A 23,563-nucleotide genomic window follows, 5' to 3' on the forward strand; every position below is an offset into this window, starting at 1 on the left:
GCCCATGATTGTTGCTGCCGCAACGTGGCACGAATGTGAAGGTGGACGAAAGAATTCGCGGGGCGCCGCCGACGCTGTTACAGCGGGTACCGGTACCGGTGATTGCCTTCCTTCGCGTGCGATGCCGGCATACGCTGTCGTCACTTTCATCCTGCAACGGAGCATTCTCATGGTGACGGCCACGCGGCTGGGCAAACCGTACTGCGTCGAGATCGGGAACGGGCGCAGCCTCGTGCGCTCGGACACGCACAAGGAAGGCATCGGCGGCGACGCCGGCATGCGGCCGCATGAACTGCTCGAAGGCGCGCTCGCGGCCTGCGTCCGCATGTCGGTCGACCTGGCCGCGGAGCGGGCGGGCATGACGCTGCCGACGTGTAGGGTCGACGTCGCCATCGAACGCCTCGATCGCGAAACCGGTTTCGACATCACGGTGCGCTTCGCGGCGCCGCTGTCGCAAGCGCAGCAAATACTCGTCAGCAACGCGGTAAAAGCCTCGCCGGTCGCCCGCACCCTCGGCAAGCCGATACGGATCGGCCCGGCCACGATCGCGCACGATTGAGCTGACCGCCACGGACGTTGCACCATCGGCGCCAGTGCGTCGCCGATCGAACGGCATGCGCTTACCGCACGTGATCGCTCAGGTGCCGAGCTGCGTGCACGCGCGCGCCGACGCTTCGGGGCCCTCGAGCGCGAGAATCTGCCACACGCCGATGCTGACGCGCTGGCGCGCCGCCGTCGACGCGTCGGCCAGCAACGCCTCGACACGCGGTGCGACATCGGGCGCCTTCTGCTGCAGCGCCGCGTGATGCCGCGCACGAGACGCCGGCCCGGATTCGTACACGTCGCAGAGGCGCACCATGCCGGCGAGGCCGGCCAGCGTATCGTCCTTGTCGATCGCTGCCGGCTCGACGGGCGCGAGCCCGTTACGCTCCGCCGGCGGCAGCTTGTTGCGCGCGCCTTCGTCGATCGCCGTGGCGGAAGCCGGCGGCAGGCCGCCGATCGCCGCGACGATCCGGCTGCCCGCGGCGATCATGTCGCCCTGGCACGTAATCTTCTCGGCGGCCGCGACGTTCGAACAGAACGACACCGACATCCGGTACACGTCGTTGCTCATGCGCGGCACTTCGTCCGTGCCCGCCTGCGCGAGGCCGGCGCTCGCCAGCGTCAGCGCGGCGGGAATCAGGATGCGGAACGCTCTCGTGTTGTTCATTGTCGTCGTCTGTGGGTGCTGATGGCGGGCAATATCGCCGGGCCGCGCGCAGGCGCCCCTCGTGATGCCGGGCCCGCATCCGGCGCCACGCGTTTCACTTCATCGACGCCGCCTCCGATCCGCCGGGCGACAGCGCCGCGCTGTCCTGCTCGCGCCACGCGCGGCGCGACGCCATGATCGCGCTCACGGCCGAGCGCGCAACCTTCCACCACGCGAACGGACGCGGATCGGCGAGCATGCTGAGCGCGCGCGCATAGTCGAGCGTGAGCCCGGGCGTCCACGCCATCGTCACCGCACGCTTGCGGATCTGCGCGGCCACCCACAGCTCGGGCGTGAGCAGGAGCCGCACGAATGCGCCCCACCCGGCCCGCGCGCCCTTCAGCCGCCACACCGCGCCGTCGAGCGCGGCCTCGAGCGCATACGACACGGTGCTCGAGCAGTTGCGGTGCGTGAGGTTGTACGTCGTGTTCTGCCGGTACGACGACCAGAACGCATCGAGCTTGGCCGGATCGTAGTTGCGGATACGCACGCGCACCGTCGACGGACACCACGCTTTCGACTCGGTCGCATAGTCGGGCTGGAACAGGCCCGGCACGTCGTTCTCGCGCGTCGCGCGCAGGATGCGCGTGAATTCGTCCGGAGAACGATCGATTTCGACGCCCGGATACAGGCTGATATAGATGCCTTCCGGCGACTCCAGCGCCGCATGGCCGGTCGAGATCACGCCGTTGACGTCCACCGCCGCAATATAGCGGTCGATCACCGGATAACGCTGCGCCTCGGCCTTCGACGTGCCGGTCGGCGTCCATACGTGCACGGTGAGTGCCCGCTCGCCGTCGGCCGGCGGGCCGTCCCATTCGGATTGCGCGAACTGCGGCAGGTCCGGTGCATCGTCGAGATCCGGCGCAAGCGCCGGCGCGGGCGACGTCGCGAACGCCGGGTTGCGCGTGAGCCGCCGCACGCGTGCGGCGAGGCTCAGCATGTGCATCCCGCCGAACATCAGCAACAGGCCGAGGCAGTACGGCACGGTGCCCGCGTAGTGCGTCGGGTACGGCTGGAAGAAGAAGATCGCCAGCAGGATCTCGACGACGCCCCACGCGAACGCGACGTTCCAGCGGCGATAGCGCACCATCCACGCGGAAGTGCACTGCAACAGCCCGTCGACGAGAAACAGCGTGCCGAAGATCATCGACAGCAGGAAGTGGCCGTGATGATGGCCGGCGAACACGAGCCCCGCGGCCACCACGACCGCGATGCCCTTCACGTAGCGCAGGATGCGCTGCCCGCCGACCCCGCTGCCGGCCACCGCGAGCGTCGCGAGTCCCTCGATCAGGAACAGCCAGGCGAACAGTTCGATCGGAAAATGCAGCGCGCCGTCGAGCGCATCGACGAAAATGCCGACACCCGCGACGACCCACAGCCAGCCGAGCACGGTCAGCCCGCGCCAGCGGGTCCGCAGATATTCGATGCCCAGCAGCAGCAACACCAGTCGTACCATTGCGCCCTCGTATCTTTTTCGGGAAACGCGCGGCCTCGCGCTCCCTGTCGTTGCGACCACGCGTCGGGCGACGCGCCGGCCGGAAGGCGGTCATCGTTGCCGGCGCGTCATGTCGTCGACATGATCGACGGCGGCCGGCACGCGCCGCTCTGGCCGAATAATAAGATATGGCGGGGCCAGTTGAAAGCCTCGCGAAAACGTTCTCGGCGCGATGCGGGCGGGTGCGGTCACCTAAAGCCACGACAGATTTCGGGTTCGACAACGTCCGGCGGATACGCGAGAATCCGGCTTCCGAGGGCGAAAGCCACCAAACCGAACCGCACAGACGGGACAAAAACAAATGAATGGATCGATTACGCGCCGGCGCATGCTTGCCGCCTGCATCGCCGCGAGCAGCCTCACGCTGTCGGGCTGCTTCACGCCGGCGCTCTACGAAAACCGCGACGAAGCCTACATCGAGCATGTTTCCGCGTTCCTGATCACGAAAGACGGCAAAAAGCTGGTGGTGCTGGGCGAGCGCTATCACTACATCTTCGATCTGCCGGACAAGCTGCGCCCGGTGCTGGCGGCCAGCTACCGCACATCGCTGCATACGTCGTTCAGCAGCTTCCATGCCGACGGCAGCGACGTGACCGGCGACTACGACACCGTTCTGTCGAAGGATGCGTCGGCCGACGCGCGCCAGGCGGCCACCGCCGACGGCTTCACGGCCTCGCGCGACCGGATCGAACTCGACGGCAAACTCGTCGGCAAGCGCTATTCGACCGAGGGCTTTACGCTGAAACCGAATGGCGCCGCGCAACCCTTCAACGAGCGCTATACGGTCCGTATCAGCGAAGCACCGTCCGCGTTCGCGAAGGGGCTCAGAATTCTCGCCACGCCGGTCACCGTGGCGGCCGACGGCGTACTCGTGCTGGGCGGGATCCTGCTGCTGCCGGTCGCCTATTTTTCGCTCAAGGACCGGCCACTGGTCGGGTTCTAGGCCGGCCCGGCGCGCCGCGGCGCCGGCCGGCGCATGAAACAGGAGCATCGACATGCCACACCTGCCGCTTCATCCGTCCTCGCTCGGCCCGCAACTCAAGCGCTGGCGCGCGCTGCACCGCGTGAAGCAAAGCCATGCGGCCGAACTGTTCGGCGTCGCGCAATCGACGATCTCGCGCTGGGAGGCCGGCCGCCAGCAGATGTCGCCCGCCGAGCGCGCGACGGCCGAACGGCTGCTCGCCGCGCGCCTCGGTTCCGCCGGCGACCACGCACTCGCGCGGCTGATCGCCGGCAGCGCGGGCCGCATGCATCTCGTATGCGATCTCACGCACCGTCTGCTTGCCAGCTCGCCGACGCGCGCGGCCGAGTTCTCGCAGCCGCTTTCGACGCTGCTCGGCACGTCGCTGTGGCGCTACGCGACGCCGGAAATCGTCCGCATGGAAGCCGCGCTCGACCCGCTCGGCTGGCACGACCGCGCCGGGCCGCCGAGCGTCGAGTTCGACACCGGCGCGAATGCGTCGCGCGTCGTGCCGATTCGCGGCAGCCGGTGCCGATGGACACGGATGGCGTTGTCGGACGGCTCGGCCGTGCGGCTCGTGGAAACGCTCGACGCACGCTGACGTCCGCGCATATTTCATGCGTGGACGCACCGTCGCCGGCCGGCGTACGCTTGGCGGTTCATCGCAAGGACGCCGACCATGAATTCCGATACGATCCACGCCCGACTCGATTTCCTGCGCGAAGCCGAACGCCTGAAGGACGTGCTGCGCAGCGGCCATACGTCGGGCGGGCGCCCCGAAAGCACGGCCGAGCACAGCTGGCGACTGTGCCTGATGGTGCTCGTGTTCGCCGACGCGCTGCCCGGCGTCGATACGCTGAAGCTGCTGAAACTGTGCGTCGTCCACGACCTCGGTGAAGCGTTGCACGGCGACATCCCCGCGATCGAGCAGGCCGCGCATCCCGACAAGAGCGCGCACGAACGCGACGATCTCCTGACGCTGACCGCGTCGCTCGACCGCGCGGTGCGCGACGAGATCGTCGCGCTGTGGGACGAATACGAGGCAGCCGCCTCGCCGGAAGCCCGCGCGGCGAAGGCGCTCGACAAGCTCGAAACGATCCTGCAGCACAACCAGGGCAGCAATCCGCCCGATTTCGACTATGCGTTCAATCTCGGCTACGGCCGGCGCTATACCGACGCCGCGCCACTGTTCAGTGCGATCCGCGAGATCGTCGATGCCGATACGCAGCGCAGGATCGACGCGGGCGGACACCGCGCGTAAGCTCGCGGAATCGGGCGAGCTACTCCGCTCGCGTCGCTCGCCCTGCCCGCATGAGAGCCGACGCATGACGCAGAACATCTACGACGATCCGGCCTTCTTCGAAGGCTACAGCCGCCTGAACCGCTCGATTCACGGGCTCGACGGCGCCCCCGAATGGCCAGCGCTGCGCGCGCTGCTGCCCGACCTGCACGGCCGTCACGTGCTCGATCTCGGTTGCGGCTACGGCTGGTTCAGCCGCTGGGCGGCCGACCGGGGCGCGGCCGGCGTGCTCGGCATCGACGTGTCCGAACGCATGCTCGAACGCGCGGCATCGACTGCCGCGCATCCGGCGATCACGTACCGTCGCGCCGATCTCGAGACGCTCGCGCTGCCGGATGCCGCGTTCGATCTCGCATACAGCTCGCTCGCGTTCCATTACATCGTGCACCTCGACACGCTGTTGCGTGCGATCCATCGCGCGCTCGTGCCGGGCGGCCGGCTCGTGTTCTCGATCGAGCATCCGATCCATACGGCGCCGCGCCGGCCCGGTTTCGTCGTCGATGCGCAAGGTAACCGTTCGTGGCCGCTCGACGGCTACCAGCGCGAAGGCGAACGCGTGACCGACTGGCTCGCGCCGGGCGTCGTCAAGCAGCATCGCACGCTCGGCACGCTCGTGAACCTGCTGATCGGCAGCGGCTTCACGCTCACCCACCTCGACGAATGGGGGCCGACGCCCGAGCAGGTCGACGCGTTGCCCGCGCTCGACGAGGAACGCGACCGGCCGATGATGGCGATCGTCGCCGCGCGGCGGTAGCGCGGGGCACCCGTTCTCGTACCTATCGCCGACTGTTCGATATAAGCGGCACGCGGACCTCTCCGCCCGGAAACCATGTTCGATTGCCGCGACCGCGAAGCCGCCGCAAGTCGCATTCAGCACCAGTACGGATGGGCTATATATGTCCCGTCTTCCGCAACATGCCCGTCCCCGCGCGCCATCAGTTCGATACCTTCGCCACCGCCCGGCCGATTCGCGCGCCGCTTGTGCCGGACCGGACAGAACGTCCAAGCCGTTTCGCCAACGGCGCTCTAATTTCCTGTCTCGATACGCGAAATCCCTGATCCCGCCTCCGGCGAGGGTCCCGAGTCAACTCCCCCCGCCATTGCGAAAACGCCAATCAGCTCGATTTAACAAATTTAACAAAAATAACAATCAGCAACAATTTGATTATCTCAAAAAAATAACCTCTTGAAAAATCACCTCCTTAAAAATTAATCTATGAAACACAGGAATACTAAATTGTAAGCGAAAAAAATCTCAAAAACACATCCATTCCGTCAAGCGCTCACTGCCTTTCCTCAACCCGCTACAAAGGAGGTTTCGATGCGTTCCAAGCAGAGCTTCTTCACACGAAGGGCCGCCAGATCGACTGCAGTCGCCTTTGGCATTGCCATTTCCCTGCTTCATCCCGGCATCGCTGCCGCTGATGGGCTCGCGAACCAAATCCTCGAGGGTCCGAACAATTCCAATCAACGAGCATTCACAAGTTGCTCCGTTTTCTACACAATGTGTATCCAACGATACGGCAGCAGACCCGGCAGCACGGCTGGTATGACACGATGCGCAGATTGCTTGAATAACTGTAACCGTTCGAATGGATGGTGGCCGATGATCAGCGGTTGCGCCGTATAACGATAGCTACACGCTTCGTCGTGAGTGGTTATGTCGATAGGTTCTCAACTGCAGAAAATGGTCGTCGTTCACTCGCGACGAGGTTGAAATTTTCATCCCAGATCGAGGCATCCCAATGATCAAAGGTCACAAAAATTTAGTCCATGCATCATTCTCGGACATCACCTTCAACGTCATCGAGTCCGCAATTGCAAACGGTAATTTGACTGGGCCGCACGTTCTTATTGACGGAAACTGGCACCTCGGGCCTCTCAAAAAACGCAACATCTCGACACTGTCGACCTGGTTTTCCGATCATTTTGGATATATCCCAGATGACTTGACCATCCAAGAACCCATCGCCGCCACTGACAAGACGAAAAAAATATGCGCATGGGTAGACCCACTATCATCCGTCGAATATGCTAATTTCCTACATTGGATAAGCCATCAAACAACGGACGATTTTTTCGTCGTTCCCGTCCCTAAAGGCGTCGCCTATCCCGCCCAGGCGAATTTCCTTGAGCTTACCGAGCGCTTCAACAACGCAATTGAGAAAAAATCGAACGACATCAAAACCTATACCCACGAATGGGGTGCACTCATTGAAGAAAACGGCGATTTCAGATTGATCGACGAAACCGGAACAATACGATCATTGCAATCTTCTGATTTCGATGAATATATTCTGAGCTCCACAGCTGAAAAATGGGAACCTTCACCCATAGTAGTATTGCGCATAATGGAAAAAATTCACTTTGAAAAACGCGACTTTCCGGGAGACATCTTTCTCTATCATCGGCTCAAAAAACTTTCAGACACTGGTGTTATAGAGAAAAAATCCGAGACCAGCATTACGCAAACCCAGATAAGAATCGTGAATTCCTGAAATTTCACCCTTCAGCCACGCCAACTCCGATTTCCATTCATTATGCCGAATAACCTTAAACCCCTTCTAACGTCGCTTCTGACAATCGCACTCACAACAATGCACACCAAGGCTTTTGCCATTGATGAGGAAGTGAACTTGCAACGAAAATTGCAGGCCAAACTCCCCGAATTGAAGATAGAGAACGTTACCCCATCTAAAATTGAAGGGCTATATGAAATCACCGCTAATTCCCAAATTTTTTACAGTAACCCGTCCGGATCTCACATTATTATCGGCAATCTATTCGACACCACCAATCAGGAAAACATAACAGAAAAACAGCTTAACAAGATTAACAGCATCAACATCAGCGATCTTCCATTTCAATATGCCATCAAACAAAAAAATGGAACTGGAGAGCGTGTGATCGCCACATTCTTCGATCCCAACTGTTTGTTTTGCAAGAAAATGACTCCGGAGCTAGGCAAGATTCCCGACGCAACCATATACATTTTTCTGTACCCAGCCCTTTCCACCGACTCCGCCATCAAATCCCAAAGCATCCTGTGCTCAGAAAACCGACTTCAAGCATGGAAGCAATGGGTAGAAAGAGGAAAAACCACCACCCCCGGAAAACATTGTCAATCCGCCATGACCAATGAACTCATTTCTCTGGGAAAGAAACTCAACATCAGGGGCACGCCCACCACATTCCTGCCTTCCGGACAAAGAATCGCGGGATTTATTTCCGGGGAAGATCTGACCGACAAGATCGATCGCAATAACCACGCGAGGCATGGAACCTCTTCTCGCCCCTAAAGTTGCGAGGGCATTCCGCAGTCACGGTAGCGAGAATCGAATCCGGGCGACGATCGTCTCAAACACCGACAAAGCTCGGCAGCCGCGCCGTACAACCGCCGGCACAATTCAGCACAATTCCTACACGAATTCACGAAATTACCTCGATTATCATGACCGCCTGACCTGAACCTGCACTGCCGCGCCGTATCCATCCGACTCGTCTATCGATCTGCACTGCATGCCACGATTGCAGGACCACCCCGATTGGCCGTCCACACCGTCGACGCCCGATTCATCAACGCCGCATTCTCATGAATAAGAAGATCCGCCGCCGGCTCACCATGCTGGCCATCAGCGGCGCAGTCATCGCTACCGCCGTTGTAGCAATAACGATAGCCACGCCGAGCAAACATCCGCAGTATCTGTCCGCGCCAGTCACCCGCGGCGATCTCGAGAACGCGGTGCTGGCGACCGGCGCGCTGCAGGCGTTCAAGCAGGTGGACGTGGGCGCGCAGGTGTCGGGGCAGTTGAAGACGCTGAAGGTCAAGCTCGGCGACAAGGTCACGAAGGGCCAGTGGCTCGCCGAAATCGATCCCGTAATCTCGGAAAACGCGCTGCGCCAGGCGCGCGCCAGCGAAGAAAGCCTGCGCGCGCAGCAGCAATCGGCCGCCGCGCAGTTGACACAGGCCGAGCTCGCGTTCCGCCGCCAGCAGGCGATGCTGCCCGACGATGCAACGTCGCGCGAATCGTTCGAGGCAGCGCGCGCGACGCTCGACGTGCAGCGCGCCTCACTCGCATCGCTCGCCGCGCAGATTCGTTCGGCCCGCATTCAGATCGAGACCGCACAGGCCAACCTCGGCTACACGCGCATCGTCGCGCCGATCGATGGCGAGGTCGTCGCGATCGTCACGCAGGAGGGCCAGACCGTGATCGCGCAGCAGCAGGCGCCGGTGATCCTGAAGCTCGCGGAGCTCGACACGATGACCGTCAAGGCGCAAGTTTCGGAAGCCGACGTGATCCGCGTGCGCGCCGGCCAGACCGCATATTTCACGAGCCTCGGTGAACCGGACAAGCGTCACTACGGCAAGCTGCGTGCGATCGAGCCGGCACCCCAGAACTTCGCCGACCCACAGAACACCCTCAGCGGCAGCACGAAGCCGAACAGCGCGGTGTTCTACAACGCGCTGTTCGACGTGCCGAATCCCGAGCATCGGCTGCGCATCGCGATGACCGCGCAGGTCAACATCGTGCTCGGCGACGCACGCAACGCGCTGATCATTCCGGCCGCCGCGCTCGGCGAGAAGCGCAAGGACGGCACCGTCGCGGTACGCGTGCTGCGCGCCGACGGCAGCACGCAAACGCGCCACATCCGTGTCGGCATCAACAACAACGTGCGCGTCGAAGTGCTGGCCGGCCTGAAGGACGGCGAGCGCGTCGTGATCGGCGAAGCGTCGGCGGACGAACACGCGCCGCTGTCGGACGTGGTGTAACGATGAGCCAGCCCCTGCTGAAACTCGCCGCCGTCACGCGACGCTTTCCGGCCGGCGACAAGGACGTCGTCGTCCTGAACAACGTCAACCTGGCGATCGACGCGGGCGAGATCGTCGCCATCGTCGGCGCGTCCGGGTCCGGCAAGTCGACGCTGATGAACATCCTCGGCTGCCTCGACCACCCCAGCGAAGGCACGTACACGGTCGGCGGACGCGACACGCACATGCTCGACAGCGACGAGCTCGCGCAGTTGCGCCGCGAGCACTTCGGCTTCGTGTTCCAGCGCTATCACCTGCTGCCGCACGTCGACGCGGTCGCGAACCTCGAAATGCCGGCGATCTACGCGGGCACCCCGCGCGCCGAGCGGCACGCCCGCGCTCGCGCGTTGCTCGCGCGCCTCGGGCTGGCCGATCGCGCACATCACCGGCCCGGGCAACTATCCGGCGGCCAGCAGCAGCGCGTGAGCATCGCGCGCGCGCTGATGAACGGCGGCCAGGTGATCCTCGCGGACGAACCGACCGGCGCGCTCGACACGAAAAGCGGTCAGGACGTGATCCGCATCCTGCACGAGCTGAACGCGCTCGGCCATACGATCGTGATCGTCACGCACGACAAGGCCGTGGCGCGCCATGCGCGGCGCATCATCGAGATCAGCGACGGCGAGATCGTCGCCGATCGGCCGAACCGCCACTACGCGGAAGCGCTCGCGGAATCCGGCGTCGGCGCGGCCGCAGCGGCCGCAATGGCCGAAACGGCAACCGACACACCGTCCGCACCGGCTTCCGGGGATGCCACGCTGCCCGCCGAGACCGAAGCCGACACCACTACCGATCCCGCCCCGCGCGCCCGACGCTTCGCGGCCGGCACCGGCCGCTTCGCCGAGGCGTGCCGGATGGCATGGATCGCGCTCGTGTCGCACCGGCTGCGCACGCTGCTGACGATGCTCGGCATCATCATCGGCATCACGTCGGTCGTGTCGATCGTCGCGGTCGGCGAAGGCGCGAAACGCTACATGCTCGAGGAGATCGGCAGCATCGGCACCAATACGATCAACGTCTATCCGGGCACCGACTGGGGCGACAGCCGCGCGGATACGATCCAGACGCTCGTGCCCGCCGACGTCGCCGCGCTCGCCGAGCAGCCGTACGTCGACAGCGCGACGCCCGAGACGTCGCGCACGCTGCTGCTGCGCTACCGCAACATCGACGTCAACGCGCTCGTGAGCGGCGTCGGCGACCGCTACTTCCAGGCGCGCGGGATGCGTTTCGCGCTCGGCGTCGCGTTCGACGACGACGCGGTGCGCCGCCAGGCGCAGGTGGCCGTGATCGACCAGAACACGCGCCGCAAGCTGTTCGGCGCGACGCGCAATCCGGTCGGCGAAGTGATCCTCGTCGACAACGTGCCGTGCATCGTGATCGGCGTGACCGCCGACAAGAAAAGCGCATTCGGCAGCGTGAAGAGCCTGAACGTATGGGTGCCGTACACGACCGCGAGCGGGCGCCTGTTCGGCCAGCGCTATCTCGACAGCATCACCGTGCGCGTGCGCGACGGACAGCCCAGCGCCGCCGCCGAGAAAAGCCTCGAGAAACTGATGATCCAGCGCCACGGCCGCAAGGACTTCTTCACGTACAACATGGACAGCGTGGTCAAGACCGTCGAGAAGACCGGCCAGTCGCTGACGCTGCTGCTGTCGCTGATCGCGGTGATCTCGCTCGTCGTCGGCGGCATCGGCGTGATGAACATCATGCTGGTGTCGGTCACCGAGCGTACGCGCGAGATCGGCATCCGGATGGCGGTCGGCGCGCGCCAGTCCGACATCCTGCAGCAGTTCCTCGTCGAGGCCGTGCTCGTCTGCCTGCTCGGCGGCACGATCGGCATCGCGCTGTCGTTCGGGCTCGGTGCGCTGTTCTCGATGTTCGTCGCGCAGTGGAAGATGGTGTTCTCGGCCGGCGCGATCGTGACCGCGTTCGTGTGCTCGACGCTCACCGGTGTGATTTTCGGGTTCATGCCCGCGCGCAACGCGTCGCGGCTCGATCCGATCGATGCGCTCGCGCGCGACTGACGAAACATGGCCATGACGCATTCCTCCCTGCTTCACCGTCTCGGCGCATTCGCGTGCGCGGCCGCGCTGCTCGCCGGCTGCGCGGGCGCACGCCATGATCCGCTGCCGGCCGTCGCGATGCCCGCGAACTGGGCCGCGCCGGTCGCGGCCGAGGCGCCGGCCACCGCGCGCGACTGGTGGCGCAGCTTCGGCGATCCGCAACTCGACGCGTTGATCGACGACGCGCTGCGCGCCAACGGCGATCTCGCGATCGCGGCGATCCGCGTGTATCGCGCGCAATTGCAGGCGGGGCTCGTCGACACGAACCTGACACCCAGCGTGACGCTCGGCGCGAACGGCGCGGTGTCGCGCACGCTCGATACCCACCAAACGAGCCGATCGAGTGGCCTCACCGGTTCGCTCGGCTACGAAATCGACCTGTGGGGCCGGCTGGCCGCGCTGCGCGATGCCGCGCACTGGGAAGCCGACGCGACGGCAGCCGATCTGGAGGCCGCGCGGCTGTCGCTGATCGGCACGACCGCGGCGCTGTACTGGCAGATCGGCTATCTGAACCGGCAGATCGCGCTCGGCGACGCGAACATCGCATATGCGGTGCGCACGCTCGCGCTCGTTCGGTCGCGGCACACGGCCGGCGCCGTGTCGGGGCTCGATCTCGCGCAGGCCGAACAGAGCCTCGCCGCGCAACGGGCGGCGCAAACGCAGCTGATCCAGCAGCGGACCGAGAACCGGCACGCGCTCGCGATCCTGTTCGACCGGCCGCCGCAGCAGCTCGCGGCCGAGCCGGCGGCGCTGCCCGACGCCGCGCCGCCCGACGTGGCGGCCGGTCTGCCCGCGAGCCTGCTCGGCCGGCGCCCCGACCTGCGCGCGGCGGAATTCCGGCTGCGCGAGTCGCTCGCGCAGGTCGACGCGACGCGCACGAGCTTCTATCCGACCTTCACGCTGACCGGCAGCGCCGGCACGACGAGCACGAGCCTCGAGCGCGTGCTGACGAACCCGGTCGGCACGCTCGGGCTCGGCCTCGCGCTGCCGTTCATCCAGTGGAACACGATGCAATTGCAGATCAGGGTGTCGAAGTCGCAGTACGAGGAAGCGGTGGTCGGCTTCCGACAGCGGCTCTACACGGCGCTCGCGGAAGTCGAGAACGCGCTGTCGGCACGCGTGCAGCTCGAGCGCGAAGCCGAACAGCGCGCGCTGTCGCTCGTCCAGGCGCAGCGTGCCGAACGGCTGGCCGCCGCGCGCTTCGCGGCCGGCGCGACCGCCGTGCAGCCGTGGCTCGACCAGCAGCAGGTCCTGAGGAGCGCACAGAGCGCCGACGAACTGACGCGCCTGAACCGCCTCAACAACCAGATGAAGCTCTATCGCGCGCTCGGCGGCGGGACGTCCTGACCGGCCGTCACACGCCGTACGCCGGCCGCGTCATTCGCATACGGCCGCCTCGCGCCGCGCCGGCGCGAACGCCACCGTGCTCGCGGTCGCGAGCACGGCCACGCCCGCCGCGCCGTACACCATCACCCAGCCGAACCCATGCACGAGCGCCGCGTGCAGCGCCGCGCCGCTCGGATCGGCCTGCCCGAGCGCCGGCGCGATCGCCTGCAGGCCGTCGGTGCGACCCGACGCGATTTCCTGCGCGAGCCGGCGCAGCGCCGCCTCGCCGATCGCGCCGGCCGGCCCGCCCTTCAGGCTCGCGACGATCCCCGCCACCAGTACGAAGCCCATCGCCGCGATGTTCAGCGCGAGCGAGATCATCCGCGCGCTCATGTCGATGCCCGACGCCATCCCGGCCCGCGCACTCGGCACCGCGCCCGTGGTCGTGTTGGTGACGGGCGTGTTGGTCAGCCCGAGCCCGATGCCGGCGATCACGCAGCCCGGCAGCATCGTCAGCCAGCTCGCATGATCGGCCGCGCTGCCCAACCGCATCAGCACGAAACCGGCCGCGATCGTGAACAGGCCGCCAGGGATCACGACGCCCGGCCCGTAGCGCAGTGCGAGCCGTTCGCCGAACGGCGGCGCGATCAGCGTCGGCAGCGTGTACGCGAGCAAGGCGAGGCCGGCCGTCACGCTGTCGTAGCCGAGCGCGACCTGGAACCAGATCGGCAGGTAGATCATGAACGGCCAGAAGCTGAAGTTCATCCCCATCGAGCCGAAGATCGCGCCGGTGAACGCGCGAATCCGGAACACCGAGAAGTCGAACATCGGCCGCGCGCTGGCGCGCTCCGCGGCGACGAAGCCGACCAGCGCGAGCACGGTCGCGCCGAGCACGCCGAGGCCGGCCGTGCTCGTCAACCCGAGTTCGGCGCTTTGGGTGATGTAGAACGCGAGACCGAGCACCGCGAGCGACAGCGTGACGATGCCCGCGATGTCGAGCGACCCCGCATGCGGATCGCGCGATTCCCGCACCGCGCCGCCGATCAGCACGAGCGCGACGGCCGCGAGCGGCGCATGAACGAGGAACACCCACGGCCAGCTCGCCAGCGCGACGATCGCGCCGCCGACGATCGGCCCGAACCCGAGGCCGATGCCGAACACGATCCCCCAGATCCCGAATGCGCGGCCGCGCTCGCGCCCTTCGCGGAACTGGTGCGACAGCACGGCAATCTGGCAGATCAGCATCGCGCCGCCGCTCGCGCCCTGCAGCAGCCGGCCCGCAACGAGCACCGGCACGTTCGGCGCGAGCCCGCACAGCAGGGACGTCGCGCCGAACAGCACGGTGCCGATCACGTACACGCGCTTGCGGCCGAACCGGTCCGCGAGCGTGCCGGCCGCCATCAGCACCGTCGTACACGCGATCGTGTACGCGTTCATGATCCACTGCATGCCGTTGAAATCGCCGTGCAGCACGTGTTCGAGCGTCGGCAGGATCACCGGCACGCTCGAGATTTCGAGGCCGAACATCAGCGACGTGAGACAGACGGCCGCGAGCGCGACCGCATTCCTGCGAGAGTCGGATAGCGTCATGCGTATTGCGCGGCGGCCCGACGACAGGTCGCGCGCCTCCAGGTAAGTAGGATTCGCCGCGTGCGGCGGTGACGCACGCTGAACGGGAATCGGTACTATAGTGAGAATTCCCCTCCCCATTGACGCACGCATTTCCATTCACTGGGGAATCCCAGGACCCAATCGATCCAATCGACGCAAACCCGTAATGACCGACAGACTCGACGGCGTAACGACCTTCGTCCAGGTCGTGGAATCGGGCAGCTTCGCGCTGGCCGCGGAGCGGCTCGACATGACGCGTTCGGCGGTCGGCAAGGCGATCGCGCGGCTCGAGAAGCGGCTCGGCGCGCGCCTGCTGCAACGCACGACGCGCAGCCAGAGCCTGACCGACGACGGCCAGGCGTACTACGACCGCTGCGTGCGTGCGCTCGCGGAACTGGAAGCGGCGGAAGCCGATCTCGACTGCGGCCGCCACGAGGCGCGCGGCAAGCTGCGGCTGAGCGTGCCGCTCGCATTCGGGCACCACTGCGTGACGCCGATCGTGCTCGACCTCGCGCGCAATTACCCGCATCTGCGGATCGACGTGTCAATCACCGACCGCTTCGTCGATCTCGTCGAGGAAGGGATCGATCTCGCGGTGCGGATCGGCACGCTCGCGGACAGCACGAGCCTCGCGGTGCGGCGGCTCGGCACGCAATACGGCAGCCTCGGCGCCGCGCCGTCGTATCTCGCGCGCTACGGGATGCCGAAGACGCTCGACGACCTGAAGCACCACCGGACGATCGCGTATTCGCGTTCGGGCATGGTGCAGCCGTGGGACTTGCGCGCGCCGGACGGCTCGACGGTGCGGGTCGACATGCCGCATCAACTGAGTTTCGACGACGTGCAGGCGATCGCCGCGGCCGGTGCGTCGGGGTACGGGATCGCGTGGCTGCCGAGCTGGCTGCTCGACCATTACGTGAAGCGCGGGGAGATGGTGGTCGTGCTGGATCGCTGCTTCGTCTGCGAAGGCGACATTCACGCGATCTGGCCGAAGACGCGCTACCTGCCGCGCAAGACGCGCTGCGTGATCGACGCGCTCGCGCAGGCGGTTCCGCCGATGATCGCGCGCCAGGGCGAAGCGCAATGAGACGCGTGGAAGCCGACGCGCCGCACGGCGCGTCGACGCATCATGCCGCGCCGAGATCGGCGAGCGGATGCGCGAACAGCTTCCACGGCGACGTCAGGAAATGCCGCACGCGCTCGGCGCGCAGCTCGACGAGCGACGCGGGCGCCCAGCGCGGCTTGCGATCCTTGTCGACGAGATGCGCGCGCACGCCTTCGCAGAAATCGCCTTCCTCGATCGCGCGCGCCACGATGCCGAGCTCCATCCGGAACGATTCCGCGAGCGTCATCTGCCGGCCGCGCAGCAGCGCCTCGCGCGTCACGGCGAGCATCGTCGGCGAATGGCTCGCGAGCGCATCGAGCGTCGCCTGCAGCCATTGGCGGTGCTCGCGCGCCAGCTCGTCGCGCGCCAGGTCCTGCGTGAGCGTCGCGACGATCCGCTCGACGGTCGAACGCTTGTCGAAGTGGCGGACGATCCACGGCATCTGGCCGTCGAGCGCGGCATGCGGCACCACGTTGCACGGCGGCTCGAACACCTTGCGCAGCAACGGCAGCGCATCGCCGTCCCACTTGACGCTTTCGATGCGCGTCTCGAACGTATCGAGCCACGCGGACGGCACGCACAGGTCCGCGAGCTTCGCGCTCAGCGCGTCGGCGCCCGACAGCATCGTGCCGGTCAGCCCCACGTACAGTTCGAGTTCGACCGGCATGCGCGACAGAAAATGCGTGGCGCCGACATCCGGCACGAGGCCGATGCGCGTTTCCGGCATCGCGATCCTGCTGCGCTCGGTCGCGACGCGCAGCGCCGCGCCCTGCGCGAGACCCATGCCGCCGCCCATCGTCACGCCGTCCATCAGCGCGACCACCGGCTTCGGGAACGTGTGGATCGCGTAATCGAGCCGGTATTCGTCGACGAAGAACGGCAGCCAGGTCTCGCGCTGCGCGACCATCCTGTACAGCGCACGCACGTCGCCGCCCGCGCAGAAGCCCTTCTCGCCCGCGCCGCGCAGCACGACCGCGACGATCTGGTCGTCGTGGCGGCAGCGCTCGAACAGCGCGGCCAGCTCGCCGATCATCGCGTACGACAGCGCGTTGAGCGCGGCCGGCCGGTTCAGCGTGATCAGCGCCACGCGGTTCACCACGCGATACAGCACCTCGGGCGCATGCTCCGCGAATGCGCCGTGATTCGTCACCGGCGTGCTCATCGTTGCGCCTCCCCATCGGTGCGCCACTGCGGCGCGCGCTTGCCGAGGAACGCCGCCACGCCTTCGCGCGGATCGGCCGTGTCGAACAGGTCGACGAAGCGCTCGCGCTCGACCGCGAGGGCCGCACCGCGCGGCACGCCGCGGCGCGCGAGGCCGATCAGCTCCTTGCTGTACGCGAGCGCGTGCGGGCTTTGCCGCGCGACGTTGCGCGCCAGCGCGAGTGCCGCATCGCGCGCGGCGCCGCTTTCCACAACGTCTTCGACGAGGCCGATCCGCAGCGCGGTGGCCGCATCGACGCGCGCACCGGTCAGGATGATCTTCTTCGCCCAGCCTTCGCCGACGAGCCAGGGCAGCGTCTGCGTGCCGAGCCCGCACGGCAGCAGGCCGACCGACGGCTCGGGCAGCGCCATCTGCGCATGCGTCTCCGCGATCCGCAGGTCGCACGCGAGCGCGCATTCGAGGCCGCCGCCCATCGCATAACCGTTGATCGCCGCGATCGTCACGACGCGTGCATCGTGCAGCGCCTCGAACGCCGCGCCGAAGCGCGACGCCATCGCGCGCGCGACCGCAGGATCGCCGTCGGCGAACGTGTTGAGGTCGGCGCCCGCGCTGAAGAACTTCGGGCCGTCGCCGGTGATCACCAGCGCGCGCACGCGCGGGTTCGCATTCAGTTCAGCGACGGTTTCCTGCAGCTGCTGCAGCCCGTCGGCGGTAAAGGCGTTCGCGGGCGGACGCTTGAGCGTCGCGCACGCGATCGCGCCGTCGTCGACGTAGTCGAGTTCGATCATGAGGCGTCCTTCTTCGTGGCCGGTTGGTACAGGCGGATCACCGCCGAGAAATCGAGCTGGCCGTCGCCGCGGCTGCTCATCGTCTGGTACAGCTGCTGCGCGAGCGCGCCGAGATAGACGGGCTGGCGTACCTGCTTCGCCGCATCGTTCGCGAGGCCGAGATCCTTCAGCATCAGGTCGGTGCCGAAGCCGCCCGAGTAACCGCGCGACGACGGCGCGGTCTCGATCACGCCCGGATACGGGTTGTAGGTGTCCGAACTCCAGCAGCGGCCCGTCGACGTGTTGACGATGCCGGCCAGCACCTTCGGATCGATGCCGAGCGCGACGCCGAGCGACATCGCCTCCGATACCGCCGCCATCGAGATGCCGAGCACGAGGTTGTTGCAGACCTTCGCGACCTGCCCCATGCCGGTCGCGCCACAGTGAACGATGTTCTTGCCCATGCCGGCGAGCACGGGTTTCACGCGCTCGAAATCCGCACCGCTGCCGCCGACCATGAAGGTCAGCGTGCCGGCCGCCGCGCCGCCGGTGCCACCCGACACCGGCGCATCGACGAACGCGCCGCCGTGCTCGCGCACCAGCGCACCGAACGCCTGCGCGCTCGCCGGGTCGATCGTGCTCGAATCGATCACCGTCGCACCCGCGCCGAGGCCGGCCAGCACGCCGTTCTCGCCGGACAGCACCGAGCGCACGTGCGGCGCGGCCGGCAGCATCGTGATCACGAACGTCGCGCCCGACGCCGCATCGCGCGGCGACGCGGCCACCTGCGCGCCGGCGTCCTGCAGCGCGCGCAACGCGTCGGCGCTCAGGTCGAACGCGTGCACGTCATGGCCGGCTTTCAGCAGATTCAGCGCCATCGGCGCGCCCATGTGGCCGAGGCCGATAAATCCGATTTTCATGTTCGTTTCCTCCGCCGCTCAATGCAGCCGGATCGTCGTATTCACCGGGCCGGCCGTCGTGTCGTCGTCGAACCAGCGCGCGGTGACCGTCTTGGTCTGTGTATAGAACTGCACGACCTGCTTGCCGTACGGGCCAAGATCGCCGAGCTTCGAGCCGCGCGAACCGGTGAAGCTGAAGAACGGCACGGGCACCGGAATCGGAATGTTGATGCCGACCTGCCCGACGTCGATCTCGCTCTGGAACTTGCGTGCCGCCGCACCGCTCTGCGTGAAGATGCCCACGCCGTTGCCCATCGGGTTCGCGTTGACGAGCGCGATCGCGTCGTCGAGCGTGTCGACCTCCATCACGACCAGCACCGGCCCGAAGATTTCATGCGTGTAGATCGACATGTCGGTCGTCACGCCCGAGAAGATCGTCGGGCCGATGAAGTTGCCCTGCTCGTAGCCGGCCACCTTCACGTCGCGACCATCGAGTTCGAGCTTCGCGCCTTCCTTGATGCCCGCTTCGATCAGCGTCAGAATCCGCGCCTTCGCGCCGCGCGACACGACCGGTCCGACGTCGGTGCCCGCTTCCGCGCCCGCATTGACCTTCAGCGCCTTCGCCTTCGCGACGATGTCGGGCAGCCAGTCCCGTGCCTTGCCCACCAGCACCGCCACCGACGTCGCCATGCAGCGCTGGCCGGCCGCGCCGAAGCCCGCGCCGACGAGTGCGTTGATCGCCTGCTCGCGGTTCGCGTCGGGCAGCACGATCGCGTGGTTCTTCGCGCCCATCATCGATTGCACGCGCTTGCCGTGCTGGCTGCCGAGGTTGTATACGTGCGTGCCGACCGCCGTCGACCCCACGAACGAGATCGCCTTCACGAGCGGATGCGTGCAGATCGCGTCGACGACTTCCTTGCCGCCGTGCACGACGTTCAGTACGCCTTTCGGTACGCCGGCCTCGAGCGCGAGTTCGACGAGCTCCATCGTCGACATCGGATCCTGCTCCGACGGCTTGAGCACGAACGTGTTGCCGCACACGATCGCCATCGGGAACATCCACAGCGGAATCATCGCGGGGAAATTGAATGGCGTAATGCCCGCGCACACGCCGAGCGGCTGGCGCAGCGTGTAGGTGTCGACGCCGCCCGCGACGTTCTCCGCGAATTCGCCCAGTTGCAGCGTGCCGACCGAGCATGCGTGCTCGACCACTTCGAGACCGCGGAAGATGTCGCCTTCTGCATCGGGAATCGTCTTGCCCTGCTCGGCCGTCAGCGTCTTCGCGATGCGCTGCTGGTTCGCGCGCACCAGATCCTGGAACTTCAGCATGATGCGCATGCGCGCGGCGATCGGCGTGTTCTTCCACGTCGCATACGCGGCGTGCGCGGCCTGCACGGCCGCGTCGACTTCCGCGACGGTCGCGAACGGCACGCGCGCGAGCACCTGCTGCGTCGCCGGGTTGACGATGTCGCGCCACTCGCTGGTGGCGGACTCGACGAAGGCGCCGTCGATCAGCAGCTTGACCGTCGGCACGTCTTGCCCCGTACGGGGCGTCGGATTCGCGTTCATCAGAGCTCTCTCCTTGCAGTGGGTCGCGGCGTAGCGGCATGCCGCCGTGCGACCGGTTCGATTCGGCTACGGGCGGCGGCCGCGGAATGCGGCACGCGCGGCCCGCGGTCGGTCATTTCAGTTCGGCGGCGAAATCTTCTTCCCAGTATTCGCCGGGCATGCGCGCGGTCGCGTCGTCGCCGCGTTCGATCTCGCGGCGGCGCAGTTCGACGCGACGAATCTTCCCCGAGATCGTCTTCGGCAGCTCCGCGAATTGCAGGCGGCGGATGCGCTTGTACGGCGCGAGCTTCTCGCGCGAGAAACGGAAGATCTCCAGCGCGAGCGCGGGGCTTTCCTCGTAGCCCTGGCGCAGCGTGATGAACGTTTTCGGCACCGACAGCCGCACCGGGTCCGGGCTCGGCACGACGGCCGCCTCGGCGATCGCCGGATGCTCGATCAGCACGCTCTCCAGTTCGAACGGGCTCAGCCGATAGTCGGACGACTTGAACACGTCGTCCGCGCGGCCGATGTACACGTAATAGCCGTCGTCGCGACGCATCGCGATGTCCGACGTGCGGTAGTGGCCGTCGCGCGTCGCGTAGGCCGTGGCGTCGGGATTGTTCGCATAGCCCTTCATCAGCCCGACCGGGCGCGTGACGTCCGCGCCGATCGGCAGCGCGACCTCGCCTTCGGTCACCGGCGCGCCGTCCGGGTCGAGCAGCGCGATCCGGTAGCCGGGCAGCGGCCGGCCCATCGAGCCCGCGACCACCGGCTGGCCCGGCGAGTTGCCGATCAGGCAGGTCGTCTCGGTCTGGCCGTAGCCGTCGCGAATCGAGATGTTCCACGCCTTCTTCACGCGCTCGATGATCTCGGGATTCAACGGCTCGCCCGCACCGACGATCTCGCGCAGCTTCACGTCGAACGACGCGAGCGGCTGCTGCACGAGCATGCGCCACACGGTCGGCGGCGCGCACAGCGTGGTCACCCGGTATTGGACGAGCGCATCGAGCACGACCTTCGGCTCGAAGCGCGCATAGTTGAACGCGAACACGCACGCTTGCGCATTCCACGGCGCGAAGAAGCAGCTCCATGCGTGCTTCGCCCAGCCCGGCGAGCTGATGTTCCAGTGGATGTCACCCGGCTGCAGGCCGACCCAGTACATCGTCGACAGATGGCCGACCGGATAGGTGCGATGCGTATGCTCGACGAGTTTCGGCTTCGACGTCGTGCCCGACGTGAAGTACAGCAGCATCGGATCGTTCGCGTGCGTGACGGCGTCCGGCTCGAACGCGGCGCTCGCCGCATAGCCGTCGTTCATCGCGAGCCAGCCCGCGCGCGGCGCGCCCGCGACGATCTTCCGCGCGAGACCGAGATCGGGCTGCTCGAATTTCGCGGCTTCGTTCTCGTCGACGATCGCGTATTTCGCGCCGCCGATCCGCACGCGGTCGCGCACGTCGTCGGGCGACAGTTGCGTGGTGGCGGGCAGCACGATCGCGCCGAGCTTCATCGCGGCCAGCATCGCGTCCCACAGCTCGACACGGTTCGGCAGCATCAGCAGAATGCGGTCGCCGCGCACGACGCCGATCGAGCGCAGCCAGTTCGCGATCCGCGACGAACGCTCGGACATCAGCGCGAACGAATACGGATCGCCCGTGCCGGTCGCCGCATCGACGATCCACAGCGCGGGCTGCTCGTTGCCGCGCGCCATCGGGTCGAAGTAGTCGAGCGCCCAGTTGAACGCATCGAGCACCGGCCATTCGAAATCGCGATACGCGGTGTCGTAGTCGGTGCGATGGCGCAGCAGAAAGTCGCGTGCGTCCAGGAATGCCTGTACCGTCATGTGTCGTCTCCGTCCAGTCTCCATGCCCAGCGGTCAACCGGCGCACGTGCTGCAGCACATGCCCGGTTCCGTGTTGCACGGCGCACGGTCACGTCGTTGCGTGCCGCGTTCACCGCGCTGCCCTCGTGCCCTGCGTGATGCTGTCGTCGGCGCGACCGTCGCGGCTCAAAGCTGCCGCGCGATCACCATCCGCTGCACTTCGCTGGTGCCTTCGTAAATCTGCGTGATGCGCGCGTCGCGATAGTGACGCTCGACTTCGTAATCGACCAGGTAGCCGTAGCCGCCGTGAATCTGGATCGCGTCCGAGCACACGCGCTCGGCCATCTCGGACGCGAACAGCTTCGCCTGCGACGCTTCCGACAGGCACGGCAGGCCGGCCGTACGCAGCTTCGCCGCGTGATGCACGAGCAGCCGCGCGGCGTTGATCTGCACGGCCATGTCGGCGAGCTTCTGCTGGATCGCCTGATGCTCGGCGATCGGCTTGCCGAACTGCACGCGCTCGCCCGCATAGCGGCGCGCCTTGTCGAACGCGGCGCGCGCGATGCCGAGCGCCTGCGCGGCGATGCCGATGCGCCCGCCTTCGAGGTTCGACAACGCGATCTTCAGCCCTTCGCCGCGATTGCCGAGCAGGTTTTCTTCGGCAATCGCGCAGTTCTCGAACGTGATCGGGCACGTATCCGACGCGCGGATGCCCATTTTCTTCTCGGGCTTGCCGACGATGAAGCCCGGCGTGTCGGTCGGCACCAGGAACGCGGAAATGCCGCGCTTGCCGGCTTCCGGGTCGGTCATGGCAAAAACGATCGCGACGCCCGCGCGCTGGCCGTTGGTCACGAACTGCTTCGCGCCGTTCAGCACCCACTTGCCGTCACGCAATTCGGCCCGCGTGCGCAGGTTGTTCGCCTCGGAACCGGCATGCGGCTCGGTCAGGCAGAATGCGCCGATCACGCGGCCGGCCGCCATGTCGGCCAGCCAGCGATCCTTCTGCGCGGGCGTGCCGAAGCCAAGGATCGGCCCGCAGCCGACCGAGTTGTGCACGCTCATCATCGTCGCGCACGCGGCGTCGCCGGCCGCCACTTCCTCCATCGCCAGCGCATAGGCCACGTAGTCCGTATACGAGCCGCCCAGTTCCTGCGGCACGATCATCCCGAGCAGGCCCAGCTCGCCGAGCTGCGCGACGATCGCGTCGGGCAGATGCGCGTCGTGGTCCCACTGGGCCGCGTTCGGCGCCAGCATCTCGGTGGCAAAAGCGCGCGCGGCATCGCGGATCATCCGCTGGTCTTCGGTGTAAAGCTCGTCCATGGTGCTGCAGTCTCCCGCGGCCGCCGGGCGCGACCGTCCTTACGTTTCGATGCAACAAGTGTAGGCAAGCACGCGCGACTGTTCGATGCTCGCGTCGCTCATTTACACTGAGCGTTTTTGCCACA

At 66.3% G+C, this 23,563-nt stretch carries 20 protein-coding genes; 11 read left to right on the forward strand and 9 right to left on the reverse strand.

The genetic code is table 11. The features are described 5' to 3' along the window. Window positions 1-4: 4 nt before the first annotated feature. On the forward strand, window positions 5-559 hold the full coding sequence (locus tag HWX09_RS27915) for an OsmC family protein (protein WP_244135820.1): 555 nt from the start codon (window positions 5-7) through the stop codon (window positions 557-559). 78 nt (window positions 560-637) lie between these two features. Here HWX09_RS27915 and HWX09_RS27920 read toward each other — a convergent pair whose 3' ends face one another. Next, a complete protein-coding gene (locus HWX09_RS27920; RefSeq protein ID WP_027781199.1) occupies window positions 638-1,210 on the reverse strand; it encodes a hypothetical protein in 573 nt (190 codons plus the stop codon). 94 nt (window positions 1,211-1,304) lie between these two features. Then, window positions 1,305-2,708, reverse strand: coding sequence for a hypothetical protein (locus tag HWX09_RS27925; protein ID WP_027781200.1), 1,404 nt, complete (start codon window positions 2,706-2,708; stop codon window positions 1,305-1,307). Window positions 2,709-3,048: 340 nt separating this feature from the next. Here HWX09_RS27925 and HWX09_RS27930 point away from each other — a divergent pair, with 340 nt between their 5' ends. The 9 genes from HWX09_RS27930 to HWX09_RS27970 all read left to right on the forward strand — a co-directional run bounded on the left by HWX09_RS27930 (window position 3,049) and on the right by HWX09_RS27970 (window position 13,228). Further along, window positions 3,049-3,690: a hypothetical protein gene (locus tag HWX09_RS27930; RefSeq protein WP_027781201.1), complete on the forward strand. Its 642-nt coding sequence runs from the start codon at window positions 3,049-3,051 to the stop codon at window positions 3,688-3,690. Between the two features lie 52 nt (window positions 3,691-3,742). Continuing rightward, window positions 3,743-4,309, forward strand: coding sequence for a helix-turn-helix transcriptional regulator (locus HWX09_RS27935; RefSeq protein WP_027781202.1), 567 nt, complete (start codon window positions 3,743-3,745; stop codon window positions 4,307-4,309). Window positions 4,310-4,387: 78 nt separating this feature from the next. Beyond that, window positions 4,388-4,969 carry an HD domain-containing protein gene (locus HWX09_RS27940; RefSeq protein ID WP_027781203.1) on the forward strand — a complete coding sequence of 194 codons (582 nt, stop codon included), beginning with the start codon at window positions 4,388-4,390 and terminating at the stop codon, window positions 4,967-4,969. 64 nt (window positions 4,970-5,033) lie between these two features. Beyond that, a complete protein-coding gene (locus HWX09_RS27945; protein WP_027781204.1) occupies window positions 5,034-5,762 on the forward strand; it encodes a class I SAM-dependent methyltransferase in 729 nt (242 codons plus the stop codon). Between the two features lie 991 nt (window positions 5,763-6,753). Then, a complete protein-coding gene (locus tag HWX09_RS27950) occupies window positions 6,754-7,506 on the forward strand; it encodes a DUF3658 domain-containing protein (protein WP_080681173.1) in 753 nt (250 codons plus the stop codon). 99 nt (window positions 7,507-7,605) lie between these two features. Continuing rightward, a complete protein-coding gene (locus HWX09_RS27955; protein WP_175888609.1) occupies window positions 7,606-8,307 on the forward strand; it encodes a DsbC family protein in 702 nt (233 codons plus the stop codon). A 293-nt stretch (window positions 8,308-8,600) separates the two neighbouring features. Continuing rightward, window positions 8,601-9,779: a macrolide transporter subunit MacA gene (gene macA / locus HWX09_RS27960; RefSeq protein WP_027781205.1), complete on the forward strand. Its 1,179-nt coding sequence runs from the start codon at window positions 8,601-8,603 to the stop codon at window positions 9,777-9,779. A gap of 2 nt (window positions 9,780-9,781) precedes the next feature. After that, complete coding sequence (locus HWX09_RS27965) at window positions 9,782-11,842, forward strand: MacB family efflux pump subunit (protein WP_027781206.1); 2,061 nt, start codon at window positions 9,782-9,784, stop codon at window positions 11,840-11,842. A gap of 12 nt (window positions 11,843-11,854) precedes the next feature. Then, window positions 11,855-13,228, forward strand: coding sequence for an efflux transporter outer membrane subunit (locus HWX09_RS27970; protein ID WP_027781207.1), 1,374 nt, complete (start codon window positions 11,855-11,857; stop codon window positions 13,226-13,228). Window positions 13,229-13,258: 30 nt separating this feature from the next. Here HWX09_RS27970 and HWX09_RS27975 read toward each other — a convergent pair whose 3' ends face one another. Then, on the reverse strand, window positions 13,259-14,797 hold the full coding sequence (locus HWX09_RS27975; protein ID WP_027781208.1) for an MFS transporter: 1,539 nt from the start codon (window positions 14,795-14,797) through the stop codon (window positions 13,259-13,261). Window positions 14,798-14,984: 187 nt separating this feature from the next. Between HWX09_RS27975 and HWX09_RS27980 the strand changes: the two genes are divergently transcribed. Continuing rightward, the gene (locus tag HWX09_RS27980; RefSeq protein ID WP_027781209.1) at window positions 14,985-15,905 is read left to right on the forward strand and encodes a LysR family transcriptional regulator; all 921 of its coding nucleotides are present in this window, start codon (window positions 14,985-14,987) and stop codon (window positions 15,903-15,905) included. A gap of 40 nt (window positions 15,906-15,945) precedes the next feature. On the opposite strand, the gene HWX09_RS27985 is transcribed toward HWX09_RS27980, so the two are convergent. The 6 genes from HWX09_RS27985 to HWX09_RS28010 form a co-directional block, all read right to left on the reverse strand. Further along, window positions 15,946-17,085, reverse strand: coding sequence for an enoyl-CoA hydratase/isomerase family protein (locus HWX09_RS27985; RefSeq protein WP_027781210.1), 1,140 nt, complete (start codon window positions 17,083-17,085; stop codon window positions 15,946-15,948). Further along, a complete protein-coding gene (locus tag HWX09_RS27990; RefSeq protein WP_027781211.1) occupies window positions 17,082-17,873 on the reverse strand; it encodes an enoyl-CoA hydratase in 792 nt (263 codons plus the stop codon). The genes HWX09_RS27985 and HWX09_RS27990 overlap by 4 nt, the downstream gene beginning before the upstream one ends. Continuing rightward, window positions 17,870-18,772, reverse strand: a complete 903-nt coding sequence (gene mmsB, locus HWX09_RS27995; RefSeq protein WP_027781212.1) for a 3-hydroxyisobutyrate dehydrogenase — start codon at window positions 18,770-18,772, stop codon at window positions 17,870-17,872. Before mmsB ends, HWX09_RS27990 begins: the two co-directional genes overlap by 4 nt. A gap of 18 nt (window positions 18,773-18,790) precedes the next feature. Next, on the reverse strand, window positions 18,791-20,320 hold the full coding sequence (locus HWX09_RS28000; RefSeq protein WP_027781213.1) for a CoA-acylating methylmalonate-semialdehyde dehydrogenase: 1,530 nt from the start codon (window positions 20,318-20,320) through the stop codon (window positions 18,791-18,793). Window positions 20,321-20,432: 112 nt separating this feature from the next. Further along, the gene (locus HWX09_RS28005; RefSeq protein WP_027781214.1) at window positions 20,433-22,139 is read right to left on the reverse strand and encodes an AMP-binding protein; all 1,707 of its coding nucleotides are present in this window, start codon (window positions 22,137-22,139) and stop codon (window positions 20,433-20,435) included. A 165-nt stretch (window positions 22,140-22,304) separates the two neighbouring features. Then, entirely contained in the window at window positions 22,305-23,438 is a 1,134-nt protein-coding gene (locus tag HWX09_RS28010; RefSeq protein WP_027781215.1) for an acyl-CoA dehydrogenase family protein, read from the reverse strand. Window positions 23,439-23,563: the final 125 nt, after the last annotated feature.

It is taken from the genome of Burkholderia sp. BCC1208 (assembly GCF_902833095.1).
GTDB lineage: Bacteria > Pseudomonadota > Gammaproteobacteria > Burkholderiales > Burkholderiaceae > Burkholderia.

Excerpts from the sequence above, each read along its gene's own strand:
- HWX09_RS27915 (WP_244135820.1), top strand. The coding sequence starts at position 5 with ATGATTGTTGCTGCCGCAACGTGGCACGAATGTGAAGGTGGACGAAAG.
- HWX09_RS27920 (WP_027781199.1), bottom strand. The coding sequence starts at position 1,210 with ATGAACAACACGAGAGCGTTCCGCATCCTGATTCCCGCCGCGCTGACG.
- HWX09_RS27925 (WP_027781200.1), bottom strand. The coding sequence starts at position 2,708 with ATGGTACGACTGGTGTTGCTGCTGCTGGGCATCGAATATCTGCGGACC.
- HWX09_RS27930 (WP_027781201.1), top strand. The coding sequence starts at position 3,049 with ATGAATGGATCGATTACGCGCCGGCGCATGCTTGCCGCCTGCATCGCC.
- HWX09_RS27935 (WP_027781202.1), top strand. The coding sequence starts at position 3,743 with ATGCCACACCTGCCGCTTCATCCGTCCTCGCTCGGCCCGCAACTCAAG.
- HWX09_RS27940 (WP_027781203.1), top strand. The coding sequence starts at position 4,388 with ATGAATTCCGATACGATCCACGCCCGACTCGATTTCCTGCGCGAAGCC.
- HWX09_RS27945 (WP_027781204.1), top strand. The coding sequence starts at position 5,034 with ATGACGCAGAACATCTACGACGATCCGGCCTTCTTCGAAGGCTACAGC.
- HWX09_RS27950 (WP_080681173.1), top strand. The coding sequence starts at position 6,754 with ATGATCAAAGGTCACAAAAATTTAGTCCATGCATCATTCTCGGACATC.
- HWX09_RS27955 (WP_175888609.1), top strand. The coding sequence starts at position 7,606 with ATGCACACCAAGGCTTTTGCCATTGATGAGGAAGTGAACTTGCAACGA.
- macA (WP_027781205.1), top strand. The coding sequence starts at position 8,601 with ATGAATAAGAAGATCCGCCGCCGGCTCACCATGCTGGCCATCAGCGGC.
- HWX09_RS27965 (WP_027781206.1), top strand. The coding sequence starts at position 9,782 with ATGAGCCAGCCCCTGCTGAAACTCGCCGCCGTCACGCGACGCTTTCCG.
- HWX09_RS27970 (WP_027781207.1), top strand. The coding sequence starts at position 11,855 with ATGACGCATTCCTCCCTGCTTCACCGTCTCGGCGCATTCGCGTGCGCG.
- HWX09_RS27975 (WP_027781208.1), bottom strand. The coding sequence starts at position 14,797 with ATGACGCTATCCGACTCTCGCAGGAATGCGGTCGCGCTCGCGGCCGTC.
- HWX09_RS27980 (WP_027781209.1), top strand. The coding sequence starts at position 14,985 with ATGACCGACAGACTCGACGGCGTAACGACCTTCGTCCAGGTCGTGGAA.
- HWX09_RS27985 (WP_027781210.1), bottom strand. The coding sequence starts at position 17,085 with ATGAGCACGCCGGTGACGAATCACGGCGCATTCGCGGAGCATGCGCCC.
- HWX09_RS27990 (WP_027781211.1), bottom strand. The coding sequence starts at position 17,873 with ATGATCGAACTCGACTACGTCGACGACGGCGCGATCGCGTGCGCGACG.
- mmsB (WP_027781212.1), bottom strand. The coding sequence starts at position 18,772 with ATGAAAATCGGATTTATCGGCCTCGGCCACATGGGCGCGCCGATGGCG.
- HWX09_RS28000 (WP_027781213.1), bottom strand. The coding sequence starts at position 20,320 with ATGAACGCGAATCCGACGCCCCGTACGGGGCAAGACGTGCCGACGGTC.
- HWX09_RS28005 (WP_027781214.1), bottom strand. The coding sequence starts at position 22,139 with ATGACGGTACAGGCATTCCTGGACGCACGCGACTTTCTGCTGCGCCAT.
- HWX09_RS28010 (WP_027781215.1), bottom strand. The coding sequence starts at position 23,438 with ATGGACGAGCTTTACACCGAAGACCAGCGGATGATCCGCGATGCCGCG.